We start from the raw sequence: 16,748 nt of genomic DNA, 5'->3' as shown, positions 1-16,748 counted from the left end.
GTTTTTGTGCCCGGGGGGCGGGGCGGCACTGCGGGGCGGGGGGGGGGGGGGGCCACGGGCGCCGGGGGGGGGGGGGGGGGGGGGGGGGCCGGCGCCCGCCCCGGGGCCGATGGGTGGTGCGGCGGGTCAGCCCAGTGCGAACTTCTGGGCGGCGGCTCCGTTGCAGTCCCAGATCTGCAGCCGGGTGCCGTTGGCCGTGGCGCCGTCGGGGGAGTTGAGGCAGCGGCCGGACTGTGGGTTGAGCAGCGAGCCGTCGGCCTGTTGCTGCCAGACCTGACCCCCGGCCCCGTTGCAGTCCCACAGTTCGACCTGGGTGCCGTTGGCGGTGCCGTTGCCGATGATGTCGAGGCAGCGGCCCAGCGTGTGCAGCCGGCCGTCCGAGCTGTGGAACCAGTGCTGGTCGACCGCGTACGACTGGCAGCTCCAGAGCTGTACGGCGGTCGCGTTGGAGCCGTTGTCGTCACCGGCCACGTCGGCGCAGGTACCGCCGGGCCCGATGACGGGCGCGCCCGCGTTGACCGCGAACCGCTGGGCCGCGGAGCCGTTGCAGTCCCAGATCCGCAGGCGGGTGCCGTTGGCCGTTGCGCCGTTGGGGGAGTCGAGGCAGCGGCCGGACTGCGGGTTGAACAGCGAACCGTCGGCGCGCTGCACCCACTTCTGGCCCCCGACCCTGTTGCAGTCCCACAGCTCGACCTGGGTGCCGTTGGCGGTGCCGTTGCCGATGATGTCGAGGCAGCGGCCGATGGTGCCGAGCGATCCGTTGGCGTTGTGCGTCCAGAACTGGTCCTCGGCGTACGACTGGCAGTTCCAGAGCTGTACGGCGGCGGCGTTCACCCCGGTGTCGTCCGCCGCGACGTCGACGCACTGGCCGCCGGGGCCGCCGACGGTGCTCTGCGGACCGTTGGGGACATTGGTCTGGCCCGCGTAGCCCACGGAGACGATGTTCGACTGGACGGCGTTCTCGGCCGCGTCGGTCGGATAGCCGGAGACCATGACGCCCTCGAAGAACGTGCCCATGTTCCAGTTGCTGTTGTCGCCGCCCGTGCCAAGGATGATGCCGCCTTCCTGCTGCATGGGCCGGTAGCCGCCTCGTGAGGGCAGTGCCCCGTCCCACCAGGTGGTCAGGCCCCCTGACTGCGAGTTGCCTCCCTTCAGCGCGTAGGTGGTCTGCCCGTTGTTCTTGAGGACGGCGGTCACATAGGTGCTGTTGTTGCCCTTGTTCGCGGTGTTGGAGCCGTTGTCGCCCTGGAACATGCCGTTCTCCAGGTCGGCCTCGATCCAGGGCCCGGATCCGCTGCACGGCGCGAAGTAGCAGGTGGTGGCGATGGACACGGCGTCCATGTGACCGTTGCCGGTGTCGGCCGGTGTGGCCTCGGCGTTGCCGTAGTCGAAGCAGCAGGCGGAGCCCACGTGGGTGCCGCTGGCGACCATGTAGGCGCCTTCCGCCTGGCCGTTGACCGCGGTGCCGGACGCGGCGCCGTGCGAGCGGTAGCCGACCCCGGGGGAGATCCAGATGCCGTAGACCTTGTGGCCGCCCGCCGTGACGGACAGTTCACCGGCGTCCGCACCCCGGTCGGCACCCATTCCGGCCGTGCCCGCGGGACCGGGGAACAGGTCGTTGTGACGGGACGTCTGGTCGTACACCTTCGAAATGCTGCACGTCGTGTTCGCGCAGAAGCTGTCCTGCTGGGCGGCGTTCGCGTAGCCGCCGGCCGCCAGCAGCCCGATGTCGCCGGTCGCGCCGTCGGAGACGCGGGTGACTTGATACAGCGGGCCGTTGTACGCCGAGAACAGCGCGCGTGTCGAGCTGTGGGCGGCGACGCACGGGGTGCCCGCGGCGGCGTAGATGTCGCAGGGCTGGGAACCCGCGGCCTGAGCGACGCCGGGCATGCCCACGAGGATGGTCACCAGGAGGCCGAGGACGGCTCCGACGGACAGCAGGGCGCGCTGCAGCCGGGGTAACGCACCAGCCGTGGCGGAGGGGAAGAGACGCGAGGAGGCAGATCTTCTTCTGCGCATGTGTGCTCCCGGAGTGGAGGGTGGAGCTACAACTCGCCCTCGGGACAGCCGAGTTCAGGGCTGCCTGGCGACTGAGACGGAAGTTACAAGCGCTGGTCGATTGCGTCAATATTTGTTGCTTTCCTTTCTGCTCGGCCCTCGACGGGTGTCCGAACGTGTGGCTTTGTGGCCCCCGGTGGTCCACGACGGCCCCCGCGCCGGTCCGCGCCGGCCCGGCCTCCTCACGCCGATGGGATGGGGGGCGAGGAGGACGTACGAGGTGCTACCGGCGCGTATCGCCATCGCGAGGCGACCCGTCAGGGGGGTCGGGTGGACCTACTTCGGCTGGATCATCCCGTTTCCCTCCAGGTCCCCGGCGTTCCTCCTGGACAGCGACGGGTGATCGGAATTTGAAAGGGATACGACGACCGAAAAACGCCGGTGGCGGCCCGCCGGAGTTTTTTCGACCGGCCCTGCTGTGCAACATTCGAGCGAGGTCGAGCACCACCCTCGGAGGGGAAACGCATTGTCGCCCACCACGGGATCCGAACACCGGTCCCCGCACGTCCTCACACCGTCCAGCGACGCATCCCTTATCACCGAATGGGCCGGCGGAAAAGGGAAGAACCTGCACACGCTGACCGCGTCCGGATTTCAAGTACCGCGCTGGTCGATCATCGGCCTGGACGTATTCGCCGAATTCAGCCGCGGCAGCGGACTGGACGGGCACCTGAAACGGCTGCTCGCCGACGGCTGGGAGCCGAAGGCGGGCCGGATCGCCGCCGAGATCGCCGGTCTGATCGAGGCCGCGCCGCTCGACGACCGCCTCACCGACGCCATCGGACTGGCCTACGGTCTGGCCGGCGGCGGCGCGGTGGCCGTGCGGTCGTCCGGAGCCCAGGAGGACGGCGCGCGCCACTCGTTCGCCGGCCAGTTCGACAGTTTCCTCAACGTCCGCGGTCTCGACGAGGTCGTCGCCCACGTCCGCCGCTGCTGGGCCTCGGCCTTCTGTGAACGCTCCCTGCGCTATCGCGAGCGGCACGGGCTGGCGATCGACACCGGCGGCGTCGCCGTCATCGTGCAGCGCATGGTGGCCGCCGAACTGAGCGGCGTGCTGTTCACCGCCGACCCGGCGAGCGGACGCGCCGACCGGCATGTCGTCAGCGCCGTCCACGGACTGGGGGAGGGGCTGGTCTCGGGCGCCGTCGACGCCGACACCGTCGTCCTGGACGCCGTCACCGGCGAGCCGCTGACCACGGTCATCGGCGACAAACAGGAGCGCTACGACGCCGGATCCGGCCCCGGCTGCCAGGTGTCACCCGTCGCCGACGAGGACCGCGAGCGACCCGCGCTGACGGCCGCCCAACTGGCCCGCCTGCACGCGGCCGGGGCGCGCGTCACCGCCCGGTACGGCGCCCCCCAGGACATCGAGTGGGCCATCGACGACGAGGCCCTGTGGATCCTGCAGAGCCGGCCCGTCACGACCCTCGCCGCGGCCGCCGGCGCCACGGCGGAGCCCGAACAGAACCTGCGGCTCTGGGACAACTCCAACATCATCGAGAGCTTCAGCGGTGTCGTCTCCCCGCTCACCTTCAGCTTCGCCGCCGACACCTACGCGAAGGTATACGACAGCTACGCCCGTGCCCTGGGAGTCCGTGGGGAGCGGCTGCGCGAGGTACGGGAGTGGACCCCGTACCTGCTCGGCCATGTCCACGGACGGGTCTACTACAACCTCTTCCACTGGTACCGCATGGTGCGTCTCGCACCGCTGTACCCGCTCAACCGGCGCGTCCTGGAGAAATCCCTGGGTGTCGCCGAGAGTATTTCCGACGAACTCGCCGACACACTCCATCCCTTCACGCCCCGGCCCGGACTGCGCGGTCACGCCGCGCGTCTGACACGTACGGTCATCTTTGCCGGAAGATTTCTCACCATCCGAAAATCCGTCGACACGTTTCATCGAGATTTCTATCGCGCATACGCGGTTTTCAACAACGTCGACTACGACGCATTGCCGGGGGACGAGACCTACCGCCGATTCCGGCGGCTCCAGCGGGAACTCATCGAAAAATGGGGCCCGATGCAGACCCTCGACGCGACGATCCTGCTTTCCGTCGGCCTCCTCGCCCTGCTCACCCGCAGATGGCTGCCCGAGGCGCCCGAGTGGTTCACCTGGGCCGCGGCGGCCCCCGGCGGCGCGGTCGAGTCCGCCGAACCGGTATGGGCCCTGCGCGAGTTGGCGGCCCAGGCGCGTGCCGACGCCGGGATCCTGGCGCTGCTGGAACGCACTCCCGACCCCGAGGCCCGCCAGGCGCTCCTCGACGCCGGGTACGCCGGCTTCCTGCGGTCCGTCGACGCGTACATCGCCGACTACGGCTACCGCAGCCCCGACGAACTCAAGCTGGAGGTCCCCGACCTGCGCGAGAACCCCGCGGGCGTCTTCACGCTGCTGCGCGACGTCCTGCCGGACCCCGGCGACGGCGGGGGAACACCGGACCGCGGCGGCGAGGCCGACGCCTACCTCGACGAGCACCTGAGCCGTCCGCGACGCCTGGTGTACGAACGGGTGCGGGGCAAGGCCCGCATCGCGCTCGCCGACCGGGAACGGCTCAGGTTCTGCCGCACCCGCGCCTTCGGAGCGGCCAAACGCATGCTGCGCGCCCTCGGCCGCGACCTCGCGAGGGCCGGCGCCATCGACACCTGGGACGACGTCTTCTTCCTGCGCCTGGAAGAGATCCAGGGCGCCTACGAAGGCATGATCGCCCACACCGAACTGCGGGACCTTGTCGTGCTGCGCCGCCGGCAACAGGCCGCCGACACCGCGTTGCACGCCCCGTCCCGCTTCACCACCCGCGGCGCGCCGTACTGGTGGGGCAACCTCGAAAGGGCCGGCTGGGGCGGCGGCCCGGCCACCCCCAGCGGAGCCCGCGAACTGCGCGGCGTCCCCTGCTGCCCCGGCGTCGCCGAAGGACCCGCCGTGGTCACCGACACCCCGCGCGACTTCGGCGGCGGCGTCCTGCTCACCTACCGCACCGACCCGGGATGGGTGACCGCGCTGTCCTCGGCCGCGGCCCTCGTCATCGAACGGGGCAGCCCGCTGACCCATGTAGCCGTCGTGGCAAGGGAGTTGGGTATCCCGACCGTGGTCCAGGTCAAGGGCGCCACCACCGAGATCCGCACCGGCACCCGGCTGCGCGTCGACGGGGCCGCCGGGACGGTCACGGTGCTCGCCGACCCGCCGCCCGACAGCACGGTCACCGTCCTCGCCGACCCGCCGCCCGCCGGCACGGCGGCCGTCCTCGCCGATCCGCACCCCGCCGGTACGGCCACCGTCATCGAGGACCCGCCCCCCGACCGCACGGCCGCCGCCGCGGACAGCCCCCGAACGGAGACGCACCCGTGATTCTCACCGAGGAACGGCTGCAGGACCTGCTCGACAAGTCCCTCGCCGAACTCCCCCCGGACACCGAATGGGCCGTGACCCTGGAAGGCTCCATAGCCGAAGGGTTCGGCAACCCCTCCTCCGACATCGACTTCCTGCTCGTGGGCCGCTCCGACGACGAGCTGCCGACCATGCCGTCCCTGCTGTTCGTGGACGGCAGGCGGGTGGAGATCCGCACCCGCTCGGTGCGCCAACTCGCCCACCAGTTCACGGCGGTGGAGCAAGGAGCCGGACGGCCGGGCCGACTCTCCGAGGACCTCCTCAACCGCTGCCAGCGCATCCTGCACAGCCATCCGCTGCGCGGCCACGCCCTCATCGAGGAGGTGAAGGCCCTACTGCCCGTCGAGCGGTTCCGCCGGATCACCGCCGACTGGTGGGCACACCGGGCCCGGCAGTCCCTGCGGCACGCGATGGCCCTGCAGTGCCTCGGCGAGAGCGACGAGGCCGTCGACTGGACCCGCGCCGCGCTCGTGCAGAGCGTCAAGTCCTGGGCGGCCGGCCTGGGCGAGACCTATCTCGAACCCAAGTGGCTGTCCATGCAGCTCGACCGGGCGGGACGGGCGGACGTACGCGACCGCTACTGGGAGCTGGAATCCGCCGTCGTCCGGCCCGGCGACGCCGATGCGGCGCAGGCCCACCTGACCTCCTGCCTCGACTTCGCCGAGGACCTCGGACTCGCCAAGGTCCCCCGGCGGCCCGAGCGGCTCACCGTCGAACGCGTCGCCCAGGTGACCACCTGGCAGACCGGCGAACGGATCCACGTCGTGCGCGGCCGACGCGACGTGTTCGCCCTCGGCGCCGACGCCGGAGCCGTCTGGCGCTCCCTCGTCCTCGGCAGGCCGCTGCCCCGCGTACTGGCCGAGAGCGCCGCCACCGGCGTCACCGACCCCGGCCCGCTGCTCGCCGCGTTCCTGCGCTACGGGCTGGTCCGGCTCGCCTGGAAGGGCGCCGGAACCGTCAGCCCCGCGCTCCCGCTCGCCGCCCCGCCCGGGCCCCTGACCCCGCCTCCCTCCACCGCCCAGCCACTGCTGTCGGTACGCGGCGCGGCCGTCGGCGCATCCCGCTCGGTCGACCTGATGCCCCTGCCCGCCGACCGGTTCGCCGCCGCCGCCATGGCCCTGGTGTGGTCCAACGTCGTGGTCGAGAACGCCGTCGAGGACCTGACCGGAGCACTGCAGCGCGGTCAGCGCCGGGTGGCCGAACTCACCGCACGCCGCGCCGTGCACGCCGCGCTGCGCGGACTGTTCAGCGCCCACGGGGTCAATCCGCTGCCCGCGGACGCCGATCTCGTACGCCGGATGGAGCTGCTGCCCGCAGCCACCCTGCCGATCGGCGCGCACGCCGTGGAACTGCTGGGGCGCGGCGTGGAGTCGGCGGAGGACGGCGACGCCCTCCGCGCGGAACTGCGCCGCTTCATCGCCCGGGTGCGCGGTGCCGTGGGCGCCGACTCCTTCCCGCTCTCGTTCGACTCCGCGTCCACCTGGCGGGCCACGCTGCAACTCGGCCACGACTGGCTGCGCATGGGCGCCCACCTCGGCGCGGAGCTGCCGATCGAGGAGGCCCGCGACCTGCTGGCCGGCAACGGGGCCCAGCCCCATCAGGCCCGGTGACGGCGCCGAGCGCCCGAGCATCCCATCCGACGTTCCGTGCGGAGGATCCACCGATGTCCGATCCGATGAACTCCGAATCCAAGGCGTCTCGTTCGAAGGCGGCCGAATCCAAGGCACCCGGCCCCGCGGTGCCCCACCCGATGGCGTCCAGCACCCCGGTGTCCGCGGCGTCCGTGCCGATGACCGTGCTGGTGACCGGCGCCAGCGGGTTCGTGGGCGCCGAGGTGACCGCCCGGCTCACCGCCGCCGGCCACACCGTCCTGGCCGTGCTGCACCGCAACGGCGACCTCGTCCGCAACAACGGCAGAAAGCTCGACCCGGGGCCGGGCACCCTCACCCGGATGACCGGCGACATCACCCACCCCGGTCTCGGGCTGAGCGGCGCCGACCGGCGGCTCGCCGCCACCGCCGACCGGATCGTCCACTGCGCCGCCGTCACCGACTTCGGACTGCCACCGGGCCGGTACGAGCGCGTCAACGTCGAGGGCACCCGCCACGTCCTGGGCCAAGCCCTGGCAGCCCGCACCCCCTTGGTCCACGTCGGCACCGCCTACGTGTGCGGCGAACGCGACGGCACCGCGTACGAGGACGAGCTCGACCTCGGTCAACGCCCCGGCAACGACTACGAGAAGAGCAAGCTGGCCGCCGAGACCCTGGTCCGCAAGGCGGCGGCGGACGGTCTGCCCGTCACCGTGGTCCGCCCGAGCATCGTCACCGGCGCCACCCGCACCGGCCGGGTCCGCGACCTCAAGACCATCTACCCCGTGCTCCGGGTGCTGACCAGGGGCCTGGTGCGCACGGTGCCCGGCCACCTGGACGCCGTCCTCGACCTGGTCCCGGTCGACCGGGTCGCCGACCTGGTGACCGAGGCCGCCACCCGTTTCCCGGACGCCGAGGGTCGCACCCTGCACGCCGTCGGCCACGAGCTGACCCTGCGGGACATGTCCGACGTCCTCGCCGAGTACCCGTCCCTCCACGTGCCGCGGTTCGTCCCCCCGTCCGCGTTCTCCGCCACGGCCCTGCCCGGCCGCGAACGCCCCTACTACGACCGGGTCGTCTCCCTGTACGCCCCCTACTTCCGGCGCCGCGTCCGCTTCGACACCACCCACGCCGAAGCCTTCGGCCACCGCCCGCCCGCGACGGGCGCGCACGCCTACCTGCGCCGCCTCCTCGACCACTGCCTCGCCACCGGCTATCTCGGCCCGCCCCCGCCCAGGGAGCCGGCCGCCCGACCCGACGGGAGCGCGAACCGATGACCACCGCCCACCTCGCCGAACCCTCGTACGGCATACCCGTCTCACCGCTGCTGACCTGCCACCCCGACAAGCGGCGGCTGTACGGCGCCGACACCTACTACCAGGAGAGCCACGGCCAACTCGCCGCCCTCACCGAAGACATCACCGGCTTCGCCCACCGGCACGCGCTGCTGCTGCTCAAGCCCGACGCCGTCGTGGCGCGCCGGCTGGAGGCGGCCGCGGACTGGCTGGCCGGGCAGGGCTTCAGGATCGTCGGCGCGGCCGTCACCCGGCTGACCCGCACCATGATCCGGTCCCTCTGGTACTTCCAGTGGAACCTCGCCACCCCCTACCGCAGGCGGCTGGCCGCACTCTTCCTGGAGGACGCCGACGCCCTCGTGCTCCTCGTCCGACCCGTCCATGACCTGGACGTGCCCGCCTCGGTCGAACTCACCAGGCTCAAGGGACCCACGGACCCGGACGCCCGCCGGCCCGGACAGCTCCGTCATCTCCTGGGCCGCTACAGCTACTTGCTGAACCTCGTGCACACCCCCGACGAACCGGCCGACGTGCTGCGCGAGTTGGCTGTCCACTTCGACGAGGCCGAGCGCGACCGCCTGTTCCGCTCCGCCCTCGCCGACGAGGACCGCACCGCGCACGCCCGCGAGTCGGCCGCTCTGCTGTACGCCGCCACGGAACCCCGGGACCTCGACTTCGATCCCGCCGTCGCCCGGCTGCGCGGCACCGTGGCCCGGCACCGGGGCGCCGACCCCTCCGCCACCCCGCGCACCCTGCTGGAGACCGCCTGGCGCCTGGGCGTCGACCTCGACCCGTGGGACGCCGTCATCGTCGGCTCGAAGGTGCTTCCCATGCGGCAGCCGGGCAGGGCGCCCGTGCTGGACGGAGCCGACGCCGACACCTGGCGCCACCACCTGGACACCGTCCGCGCCACCGCGAAGTGAGGAGCGGCCCATGCAGTTCACCCGGACACTCCCCAAGGAACTGGTGCACCGCTCGGCGGTCGCGGAGGTCTTCCTGACCGACGCCGAGCGCCGCGGCGAGGACGAGATGCTGCTGGCCGCACGCTTCCCCCGCCGTCACGCCTTCTACGACGACACCCTCGGCCCCGGCGACCGGCTCGACCCCTTCCTGCTCCTGGAGGCGTGCCGGCAGGGCATCTTCGTGGTGGCCCACCGCCACCTCGGCGTCCCGCTGGGGCACAAATTCCTGCTCCGGGCGATCGAGTTCGAGGTGCCGGACCCGACCACCCTCACCCGGGGCGACCGGCACACCGAGGCGGTCGTCGCCACCCGGATCGAGAGGCGGTTCCGGACCCAGGCCGGAGTGCGGGGTCTGCGGCTCCGCTTCGCCCTCTCCATCGGCGGCCGCCAGGCCCTGCTGGCCCGCATCGACTATTCCTGGATGGCGCCCGAGGACTGGACGAGGCTGCGGGCCGGACAGCGCGGCGCGCTCGGTCTGCCGACCGTGCCCGTCGCACTGCGCGGACCCCACGCCGAGCCCGCACTCGTCGGCCGGCGCACCCGGGCCAACACGGTGATCTCCCCGCCGCGCGCCGAGGAGGACGGCACCCACACAGCGCACCTGCTCGCCGAGACCGACCACCCCACCCTCTACGACCACTGGGTGGACCACGTGCCGGGCATGCTGGAACTGGAAGCCTTCCGCCAACTCGCCCTGCGCGCCTGCGTGTCCGCCGGAACCGTCCGCACGCCCAGCGCGCTGCCGGTCGCCCTGGCCGCGCGGTTCCGCCGTTTCGCCGAGATGGATCTGCCCCTGGAGTGCCGGACCGCTCCGGCCCTGCCGGGCGCCGACATCGCGTGCACCCTGCGCCAGCCCGGCACGCTGGCCGCGGAGGCCCGTATCAGGCTCGCCGACGCGGACGCCGGACCCGCGCGTGGCTTCGTGGCGCCAACCACCCACAGGGCCCCATGAGTTCGGCCCACCGAATCGACACGCACCCGACCGGAAGGTCTCCGGAGTGACCACCGTCGCCGCGCCGCACGTCCCCGCCCGACTGGGCCGGTTCGTGCTGCGCATGTTCCGGCCCCAGATCTACGTCACGTACGGACTGCTGTGGGTCCTCGCCCTGGAGGGCACGGCGGTGGCCGCGACGGGTACGGCCTGGCGTCCCTCCGGCGCCGCCGCGATCCGGGTCGTCAGCGTCGTGTTGGCCCTGCTGTTCCTGCGGATGCTGGACGAACAGAAGGACCTCGCCCACGACCGTGTCCACCACCCGGACAGGCCGCTCGTCACCGGCGCGATCACCGCGGGCGAACTGCGCGGCGCGATGGCGGTGATCACGGTGGTGGTGACCGGTCTGAACGCGGCCCGCTCGGCGGTCGACGCCCTGCTGATCCTCGCGGCCCTCGGATACGGGCTGCTCCTCGCCCTGCTGGAACGACTGTTCCCCGCGATGGGCGACCGGCTGCTGCTCGGCCTGGCGGTCACCTACCCGGTCCAACTCCTGCTCAGTGTCTACGTCTACGGGTCCCTCGCCACCGCCGGGACCGTCACCGCCGACTGGCGCGGCGCCGTGCTGCTAGCCCTGTGCGCCTGTGTCTTCCTGCACTTCGAGTTCGCCCGCAAGACCGCCTGGGAGGCGCCGCCGGGCGCCCGGCTGTACTCGGCCGAGCTCGGTCCGGGGCGTGCCGCGGCGGTGACGGTCGGCTTCGCGGCCGGTGCCGTCGTCTGCGAGGTTCTGCTGTTCGCCCCGCGCGGTCCGCTCGCGTTGCTGCCGTGCCTGGCGGCCGTCCTTCCCGCCCACGGCGCCCGGCGGTTCCTGGCCGCCGGGCGCGGCGCGTGGCCGCTGCCCGTCGCGATCGCCTTCGTCGTGGTCACCTATCTCGCGCTGGCCGTCCTGGCGGTGCTGCTGCCGTGACCGGCGAACCCTCCCTCACCTGCGAGGAGTTGCTGACCACCACGCGGTCCGTGCGGTATGGCCTCGACCTGGACCGGGCGGTGGAACCGGCACTCGTCGAGGACTGTCTGCGCATGGCCCTGCAGGCGCCGAACGGCAACAACCGGCAGAACTGGCGCTGGATCCTGCTCACCGACCCGCGCGTGCGGGCGAAGGTCGCCGAGGTGTACCGGACCGCTTTCTACGAACGCAACGCGGCCGGGCTCGACCGGCTGACGGAGTTGCCCGAGGCCTCGCGCTCGGTCCTCACCGGCGCCCGGACGCTGGCCGACCGGATGCACCGGGTACCGGCCCTGGTCATCCCGTGTCTCGAAGTGCCCGGCGGACGGCTGCCCACGGGCAATCAGGCCGGGCTGTGGGGTTCGCTGCTGCCGGCCGCCTGGAGCTACGCCCTGGCCGCCCGCAGCCGCGGCCTGGTCACCGCCTGGACGACCGTCCACCTGGACCGTGAACGGGAGGTCGCCGACCTGCTGGGTCTGCCGCCGACGGTCCGCCAGGGTGCGCTGCTGCCGACGGCCCACCCCCTCCGCAGCACCTTCCACCCGGGCCCGCGGCAACCCCTGGACCAGGTCCTGCACCACAACGGCTGGCAACCCGCGCACCTGAACTGACCCCGAGAAGCCGAACGCGGTCCCCACCGGTCACGCGAGAACGCGGTCGCCCCGTCGTGCGGTCCATCCACGGTCCGTCGCGGAATCCGGGCAGGAATCGGTGGGCATCCGGTGGCTGTCCCGGCACTCGGAGCCTGGCTGTGCCACATGCGCGGTTCCGGCAACGCCGGTGCAGGCGAGTCATCTCGTACCGCACGATGTGTCGGGAGCTGATGGCAGACAGGACGCTGTCCCCGAAATCCGGCACGGTGTCCCAGCGTTCGCCGCCGTCGGTCACAGGGAAGTGGCGGCGCGGACCAGCCCCGCGACCGCCGTTGAGCGGCTGTGTGGGGGCCAGGCGATGACCGTGGTGACGTGGGGGGCGTCGGGGACCGGTACGGCGGTGAGGTCCTCGCGCAGGCCGGTGCGGCCCGACTCCGGCACGACCGCGCAGGCGCGGCCGAGGGTGATGAGCTGGGTGAGTTGCGTGTGGTCGCGCACCTGCGGTCCGGGGCCGTCCTGGAAGGTGCCGTCAGGGCGAGGCCAGCGGGGCAGGGGCAGGTCGGGAAGGTCGGTGACCTCGGCGAGCCGCACGTGGGGGCGGGCGCTGAGAGGGTGGCCCGCCGGGAGGATCGCGACCTGGCCCTCGGAGTGCAGGTCCTCGGTGTCGAAGCCGGCCGTGTCGTCGAACGGCCGATGCAGCAGGGCTACGTCGGCCCGGCCGTCGTGCAGCAACCGTGCCTGCTCGCCCGGCCCGCACAGCACGACGTCCACGGCGACGGCGCCGGGCTCGGCGGCGTAGGCGTCGAGGAGCTTCGCCAGCAGTTCACCGGAGGCGCCCGCCTTCGCGGCCAGGACCACGGCGGGGCGGCCGGTCGCCGCGAGGGCGGCCCGGCGGGTGCGCCGTTCGGCGGCCTCGACGGCGTCCAGCGCCGCACGCGCCTCCCGCAGCAGCACCGCCCCTGCCCCGGTCAGGGCGACACCCCGGCTGCCGCGCTCCAACAGGAGGGTGCCCAGGCGCCGTTCGAGCCCGCCGATCGCCCGCGACAGCGGGGGCTGGGCGATCCCGAGACGCTGCGCGGCCCGGCCGAAGTGCAGCTCTTCGGCGACCGCGACGAAGTACCGCAGCTCACGTGTCTCCACCCCGCCAGCCTAACCGGGACGGCCAGGAGCGATACCCGGGCGGTATCGCCGTCCACCCAGTCGGTCTTGGACGCCCTGCCCGGCGGGGGAGAAGTATCGATGTCATGAGTGAGACGAACACCGTGAACCACCACAAGGTCGCGCTGGTGACCGGGGCCAACAAGGGCATCGGGTACGAGATCGCCGCCGGGCTCGGCGCCCTCGGCTGGTCCGTCGGAATCGGCGCGCGGAACGAGGAGCGGCGCGAGGCCGCCGTGGACAAGCTGCGTGCGGCCGGAGCCGACGCGTTCGGCGTGCCGCTGGATGTGACCGACGACGCCGGCGTGGCAGCGGCGGCTCGGCTGATGGAGGAGCGGGCCGGGCGGCTCGACGCGCTCGTCAACAACGCGGGGATCACCGGCGGTGGACCGCAGGAGCCCACCACGGTCGACGTGAACCGGGTACGGGCGGCCGTGGAGACCAACGTGATCGGCGTCATCCGCGTCACCAACGCCCTGCTCCCTCTGCTCCGCCGCTCGCCGTCACCGCGGATCGTGAACGTCTCCAGCAGCGTCGGCTCCCTCACACTCCAGACCACGCCTGGCGCCCTGACGGGCCCCATCGCCGTCGCCTACGCTCCGTCGAAGACGTTCCTCAACGCCGTCACCGTGCAGTACGCCAGGGAACTGGCCGACACCCACATCCTGATCAACGCTGTGTGCCCCGGCTTCACAGCGACCGACCTCAACGGCTTCCGGGGAGTGCGCACCCCCCAGCAGGGCGCGGCCGCCGCGATCCGGCTGGCCACCGTATCGGCCGACGGGCCGACGGGCCGCTTCTTCGACGACGAGGGAGAGGTGCCGTGGTGACGCGCTTTCAGTTCGTGCCACCCCGGGGAGATGGCGCATGCGCGTCCTCGTGACCGGTGCCGTCACGCCATGTCGGTACGGTCGTCGAGCCCGAGCCGCCGCGGACCACGAGGTGAGGGAAAGGCGCCGAGCGTCTGTGACAAGTAGCCTGCCTTCCAGGTGACAACCAGGCTGCTTCGGCCCGGCCCTTCTGCCGGCCTTTTCGGCTCCGCCGGTGACAACTGTCGAGCCTCGGCACGGTTGGACGGTTCAGCGAAGCGGCGAAGCTCCTGGTAGACGGGTTCTCGATCAAGATGACCCATGCCGCCAGGAGCTTCGCGTGCTTGTTCACCGTCGTCGATCGACCTGTCCCGTCGCACTCCCTCCGGCGATGTCCCCTCCCCGCGCGGCCGCCGTCGCCCCGGTCCCCTCTGCCGCCCGGTCCCGCTCGCCGCGCCGGTTCGTGACCGCCGCCCTACGCTCGGGGCATGCGACGCCGCCCGATGCACATGTCCGCCGAGGCCCAGGACGCTCTGCGCACCGCGCTGGAGGAACTCCGCGCGGAGCTGAAGGTCCCCCTGAGCTTCCCCAAGCGCGTACTCAAAGCGGCCGACAAGGCCGCGGATGAGGCGCGCCTGCCCGACAAGGACGCCACCCACCTGCCGTTCTTCACGATCGATCCGCCGACGTCGAAGGACCTCGACCAGGCCATGCACCTGGAACGGCGGCCCGGTGGCGGCTACCGCGTGTACTACGCCATCGCGGACGTGGCGACCTTCGTCAGGGCGGGCAGCCCTCTGGACATCGAGGCGCACGACAGGATCGAAACGCTGTACTTCCCCGACCTCAAGGTGCCCCTGCACCCGCCCGTCCTCTCCGAGGGCGCGGCCAGCCTGCTGCCGAACAAGGACCGCCCCGCCCTGTTGTGGCAGCACGACCTCGACGCCCACGGCAATCTGACCGACTCGTCCGTGAGCCGGGCCATGATCCGAAGTCGGGCCCAGCTCGACTACGCCGGCGCCCAGCAGGCCATCGAGAACGGCACTGCGGAGGAGTCCCTCGCCCTGCTGCGCGAGATCGGCGAGCTGCGGGAGGTCGTCGAAATCGCGCGCGGCGGCATCTCGGTGAATCTGCCGGACCAGGAGGTCACCCTCGAGGACGGATCGTTCCGGCTGCGCTACGTGGCGGCGCTGCCGGTCGAGGGCTGGAACGAGCAGATCTCCCTCATGACCGGGATGTCCGCGGCCCAGATCATGCTCGACACGGGTACCGGCATCCTGCGGACCCAGAAGGAGCAGGCCGATCAGAACGTGATCAAGCGCCTGCACGACATCGCGAAGGCCCTGGGCATCGTCTGGCGGCCCGGCATCTCGTACGCCACGCTGGTCCGCAAGCTCGATCCCCAGAACCAGCGGCACATGGCCTTCCTCACCGAGGCCACGAGCACGATGCTCAAGGCGGAGTACACCGTCTTCCGCGACAACCAGAAGCCGGCGTACACGATGCACGCGGCGATCGCGGCCCCGTACACCCATTGCACGGCTCCGCTGCGGCGCCTGGTCGACCGGTACACCGGTGAGCTGTGCGTGATGGCGTGCGCGGACAAGGACCCGCCGAACTGGGTGCTCGACGCCCTGTCCTGCATCCCGTGCGACACGGCACGGGGGAAGGGCGGCCTGGCGGACCGGCAGACCGTGGACCTGGCCGAGGCCGCGGTGCTCAAGGACCGAGTGGGCGAGGTGTTCGACGCCGCGGTCATCGACACCGACGCGGAGCGGGGCAGGCCGCGCGAGGGCAAAGTGTTCCTGGCCGACCCCGCCGTGCTGGCCAAGATCGTCTCCACCAACGGCCTGGATCTCCAGCTCGGATCCGGCATCAGGGCCAGGCTCAAGCAGGCGGACCCCGCCGCGGACGAGGACAAGGTCCTCTTCACCGTGCCTTAAGGGGTGTCCCGTAAAGATCTTGGAGCCGCCTCGGGCACGGCGGGCCGTCGTGCCACCTGCGACCTGTCCGGCGAGGGCGAGGTTGTGCATCCGGGCGATGCCGAGCATGGCGTGGTGGACGCCGTCGCCCTTGAGGCGGCAGTCGCGGAGGATCTTCCAGGTCTTCATGCGGGCGAAGACGTGCTCGACACGGGCTCGGACCTGTTTGTGGGTCCTGTTGTGGTCTTCTTTCCGGTGGACCAGATCTGCTCCATCACGCCGCAGCGTGGTCAGCAGCTCGCCGAAGCAGCGCGGGCTCAGCCCCGCGAACGGGGTTATCCAGGACGGCTCCGATGCCGTGATCACACTGGCGACAGCGTGATCATCACTCAGGAGGACCCAACGCCGAGACAATCCCACAGCTACGCGGATCGGGGCAGTCCACGGTGAGCAAGCCCCGGGGGAAACCGTGAACCAACCGCTGCTGTTCCTCGACGTGGACGGACCGCTCAACCGTGACGCGGCCCAGCCGGAGAGGCGCCCCGACGGCTACACCACACTCAGAGTTCCCCGGAACGACGCCCATGTGGACAACAGGGGCCTCTCGTCCCGACTCCCGACGACGCCTTCTACGTGTCTGGCTCAGCCCGGAGCGCGGACGAATCCTGCTGCGGCTCGGCTTCGAGCTGCGCTGGGCCACCACATGGATGGACGACGCCAACCGGTGGATCGCACCGGTCCTCGGCCTTCCGGAACTACCCTTCGTCGACTTCCGCGACACCCTGCTCCAAGAACGCCCTGATGGAGTCCACTGGAAGACCGGACCGTTGGTGAACTACGCCAACGGCCGCCTTCGCCTGGGTGGACGACGAGCAGAGCGAGCTGGAGCAGACGTACATGACCGCCCACCACCAAGGGCCCGGGCTCCTGCACCACGTCAACCTCCTGGTTCCCTCCGTGCTGAGTCCGGCACGGGCATCGTCGACGCACACCGGGGCAGAGGTTCCAGGTTTTGGCGGGGCACGGCACAGGCTCCGGAGTAC

Annotated in this window: 11 protein-coding genes and 2 pseudogenes; 10 read left to right on the top strand and 3 right to left on the bottom strand. The window is 71.8% G+C overall.

Going from position 1 to position 16,748, the window contains the following annotated elements; translation table 11 throughout:
- Positions 1-126: 126 nt before the first annotated feature.
- Positions 127-2,019, bottom strand: a complete 1,893-nt coding sequence (locus tag ACFXGX_RS06610; RefSeq protein WP_384785536.1) for an arabinofuranosidase catalytic domain-containing protein — start codon at positions 2,017-2,019, stop codon at positions 127-129.
- Positions 2,020-2,524: 505 nt separating this feature from the next.
- On the opposite strand from ACFXGX_RS06610, the gene ACFXGX_RS06605 reads away from it, so the two are divergent.
- Genes ACFXGX_RS06605 through ACFXGX_RS06575 form a run of 7 tightly spaced genes read left to right on the top strand, consistent with a single transcriptional unit; the run spans position 2,525 to position 11,834 of the window.
- Positions 2,525-5,401 (top strand): phosphoenolpyruvate synthase, encoded by a 2,877-nt coding sequence (locus ACFXGX_RS06605; protein ID WP_384785533.1) that lies wholly within the window; start codon positions 2,525-2,527, stop codon positions 5,399-5,401.
- The gene (locus ACFXGX_RS06600) at positions 5,398-7,050 is read left to right on the top strand and encodes a hypothetical protein (RefSeq protein WP_384785530.1); all 1,653 of its coding nucleotides are present in this window, start codon (positions 5,398-5,400) and stop codon (positions 7,048-7,050) included. Before ACFXGX_RS06605 ends, ACFXGX_RS06600 begins: the two co-directional genes overlap by 4 nt.
- Positions 7,051-7,103: 53 nt before the next feature.
- Complete coding sequence (locus ACFXGX_RS06595) at positions 7,104-8,306, top strand: SDR family oxidoreductase (RefSeq protein WP_384785527.1); 1,203 nt, start codon at positions 7,104-7,106, stop codon at positions 8,304-8,306.
- Positions 8,303-9,247 carry a nucleoside-diphosphate kinase gene (locus ACFXGX_RS06590; protein WP_384785524.1) on the top strand — a complete coding sequence of 315 codons (945 nt, stop codon included), beginning with the start codon at positions 8,303-8,305 and terminating at the stop codon, positions 9,245-9,247. The genes ACFXGX_RS06595 and ACFXGX_RS06590 overlap by 4 nt, the downstream gene beginning before the upstream one ends.
- A 10-nt stretch (positions 9,248-9,257) precedes the next feature.
- Positions 9,258-10,238, top strand: a complete 981-nt coding sequence (locus ACFXGX_RS06585) for a ScbA/BarX family gamma-butyrolactone biosynthesis protein (RefSeq protein WP_384785520.1) — start codon at positions 9,258-9,260, stop codon at positions 10,236-10,238.
- Between the two features lie 46 nt (positions 10,239-10,284).
- Positions 10,285-11,184, top strand: coding sequence for a hypothetical protein (locus ACFXGX_RS06580; RefSeq protein WP_384785517.1), 900 nt, complete (start codon positions 10,285-10,287; stop codon positions 11,182-11,184).
- Entirely contained in the window at positions 11,181-11,834 is a 654-nt protein-coding gene (locus tag ACFXGX_RS06575; protein WP_384785514.1) for a nitroreductase family protein, read from the top strand. Before ACFXGX_RS06580 ends, ACFXGX_RS06575 begins: the two co-directional genes overlap by 4 nt.
- Positions 11,835-12,107: 273 nt before the next feature.
- On the opposite strand, the gene ACFXGX_RS06570 is transcribed toward ACFXGX_RS06575, so the two are convergent.
- The gene (locus tag ACFXGX_RS06570) at positions 12,108-12,956 is read right to left on the bottom strand and encodes a LysR family transcriptional regulator (RefSeq protein WP_384785511.1); all 849 of its coding nucleotides are present in this window, start codon (positions 12,954-12,956) and stop codon (positions 12,108-12,110) included.
- Between the two features lie 104 nt (positions 12,957-13,060).
- Here ACFXGX_RS06570 and ACFXGX_RS06565 point away from each other — a divergent pair, with 104 nt between their 5' ends.
- The gene (locus ACFXGX_RS06565; RefSeq protein WP_384785508.1) at positions 13,061-13,804 is read left to right on the top strand and encodes an SDR family oxidoreductase; all 744 of its coding nucleotides are present in this window, start codon (positions 13,061-13,063) and stop codon (positions 13,802-13,804) included.
- A gap of 467 nt (positions 13,805-14,271) precedes the next feature.
- Positions 14,272-15,726, top strand: a complete 1,455-nt coding sequence (locus ACFXGX_RS06560) for an RNB domain-containing ribonuclease (protein ID WP_384785503.1) — start codon at positions 14,272-14,274, stop codon at positions 15,724-15,726.
- A 66-nt stretch (positions 15,727-15,792) separates the two neighbouring features.
- On the opposite strand, the pseudogene ACFXGX_RS06555 reads toward ACFXGX_RS06560, so the two are convergent.
- Positions 15,793-15,963: pseudogene (locus tag ACFXGX_RS06555) on the bottom strand (transposase); the annotation flags it as partial.
- A gap of 211 nt (positions 15,964-16,174) precedes the next feature.
- On the opposite strand from ACFXGX_RS06555, the pseudogene ACFXGX_RS06550 reads away from it, so the two are divergent.
- Positions 16,175-16,647 (top strand): annotated as a pseudogene (locus ACFXGX_RS06550) (hypothetical protein); the annotation flags it as partial.
- Between the last annotated feature and the right edge of the window lie 101 nt (positions 16,648-16,748).

The sequence above is a fragment of the Streptomyces sp. NPDC059371 genome (genome assembly GCF_042751995.1).
In the GTDB taxonomy this organism is placed as follows: Bacteria; Actinomycetota; Actinomycetes; order Streptomycetales; family Streptomycetaceae; genus Streptomyces.
The sequence above is the reverse complement of the archived record's forward strand: the minus strand, read 5'-3'. Positions and strand labels throughout refer to the sequence as shown.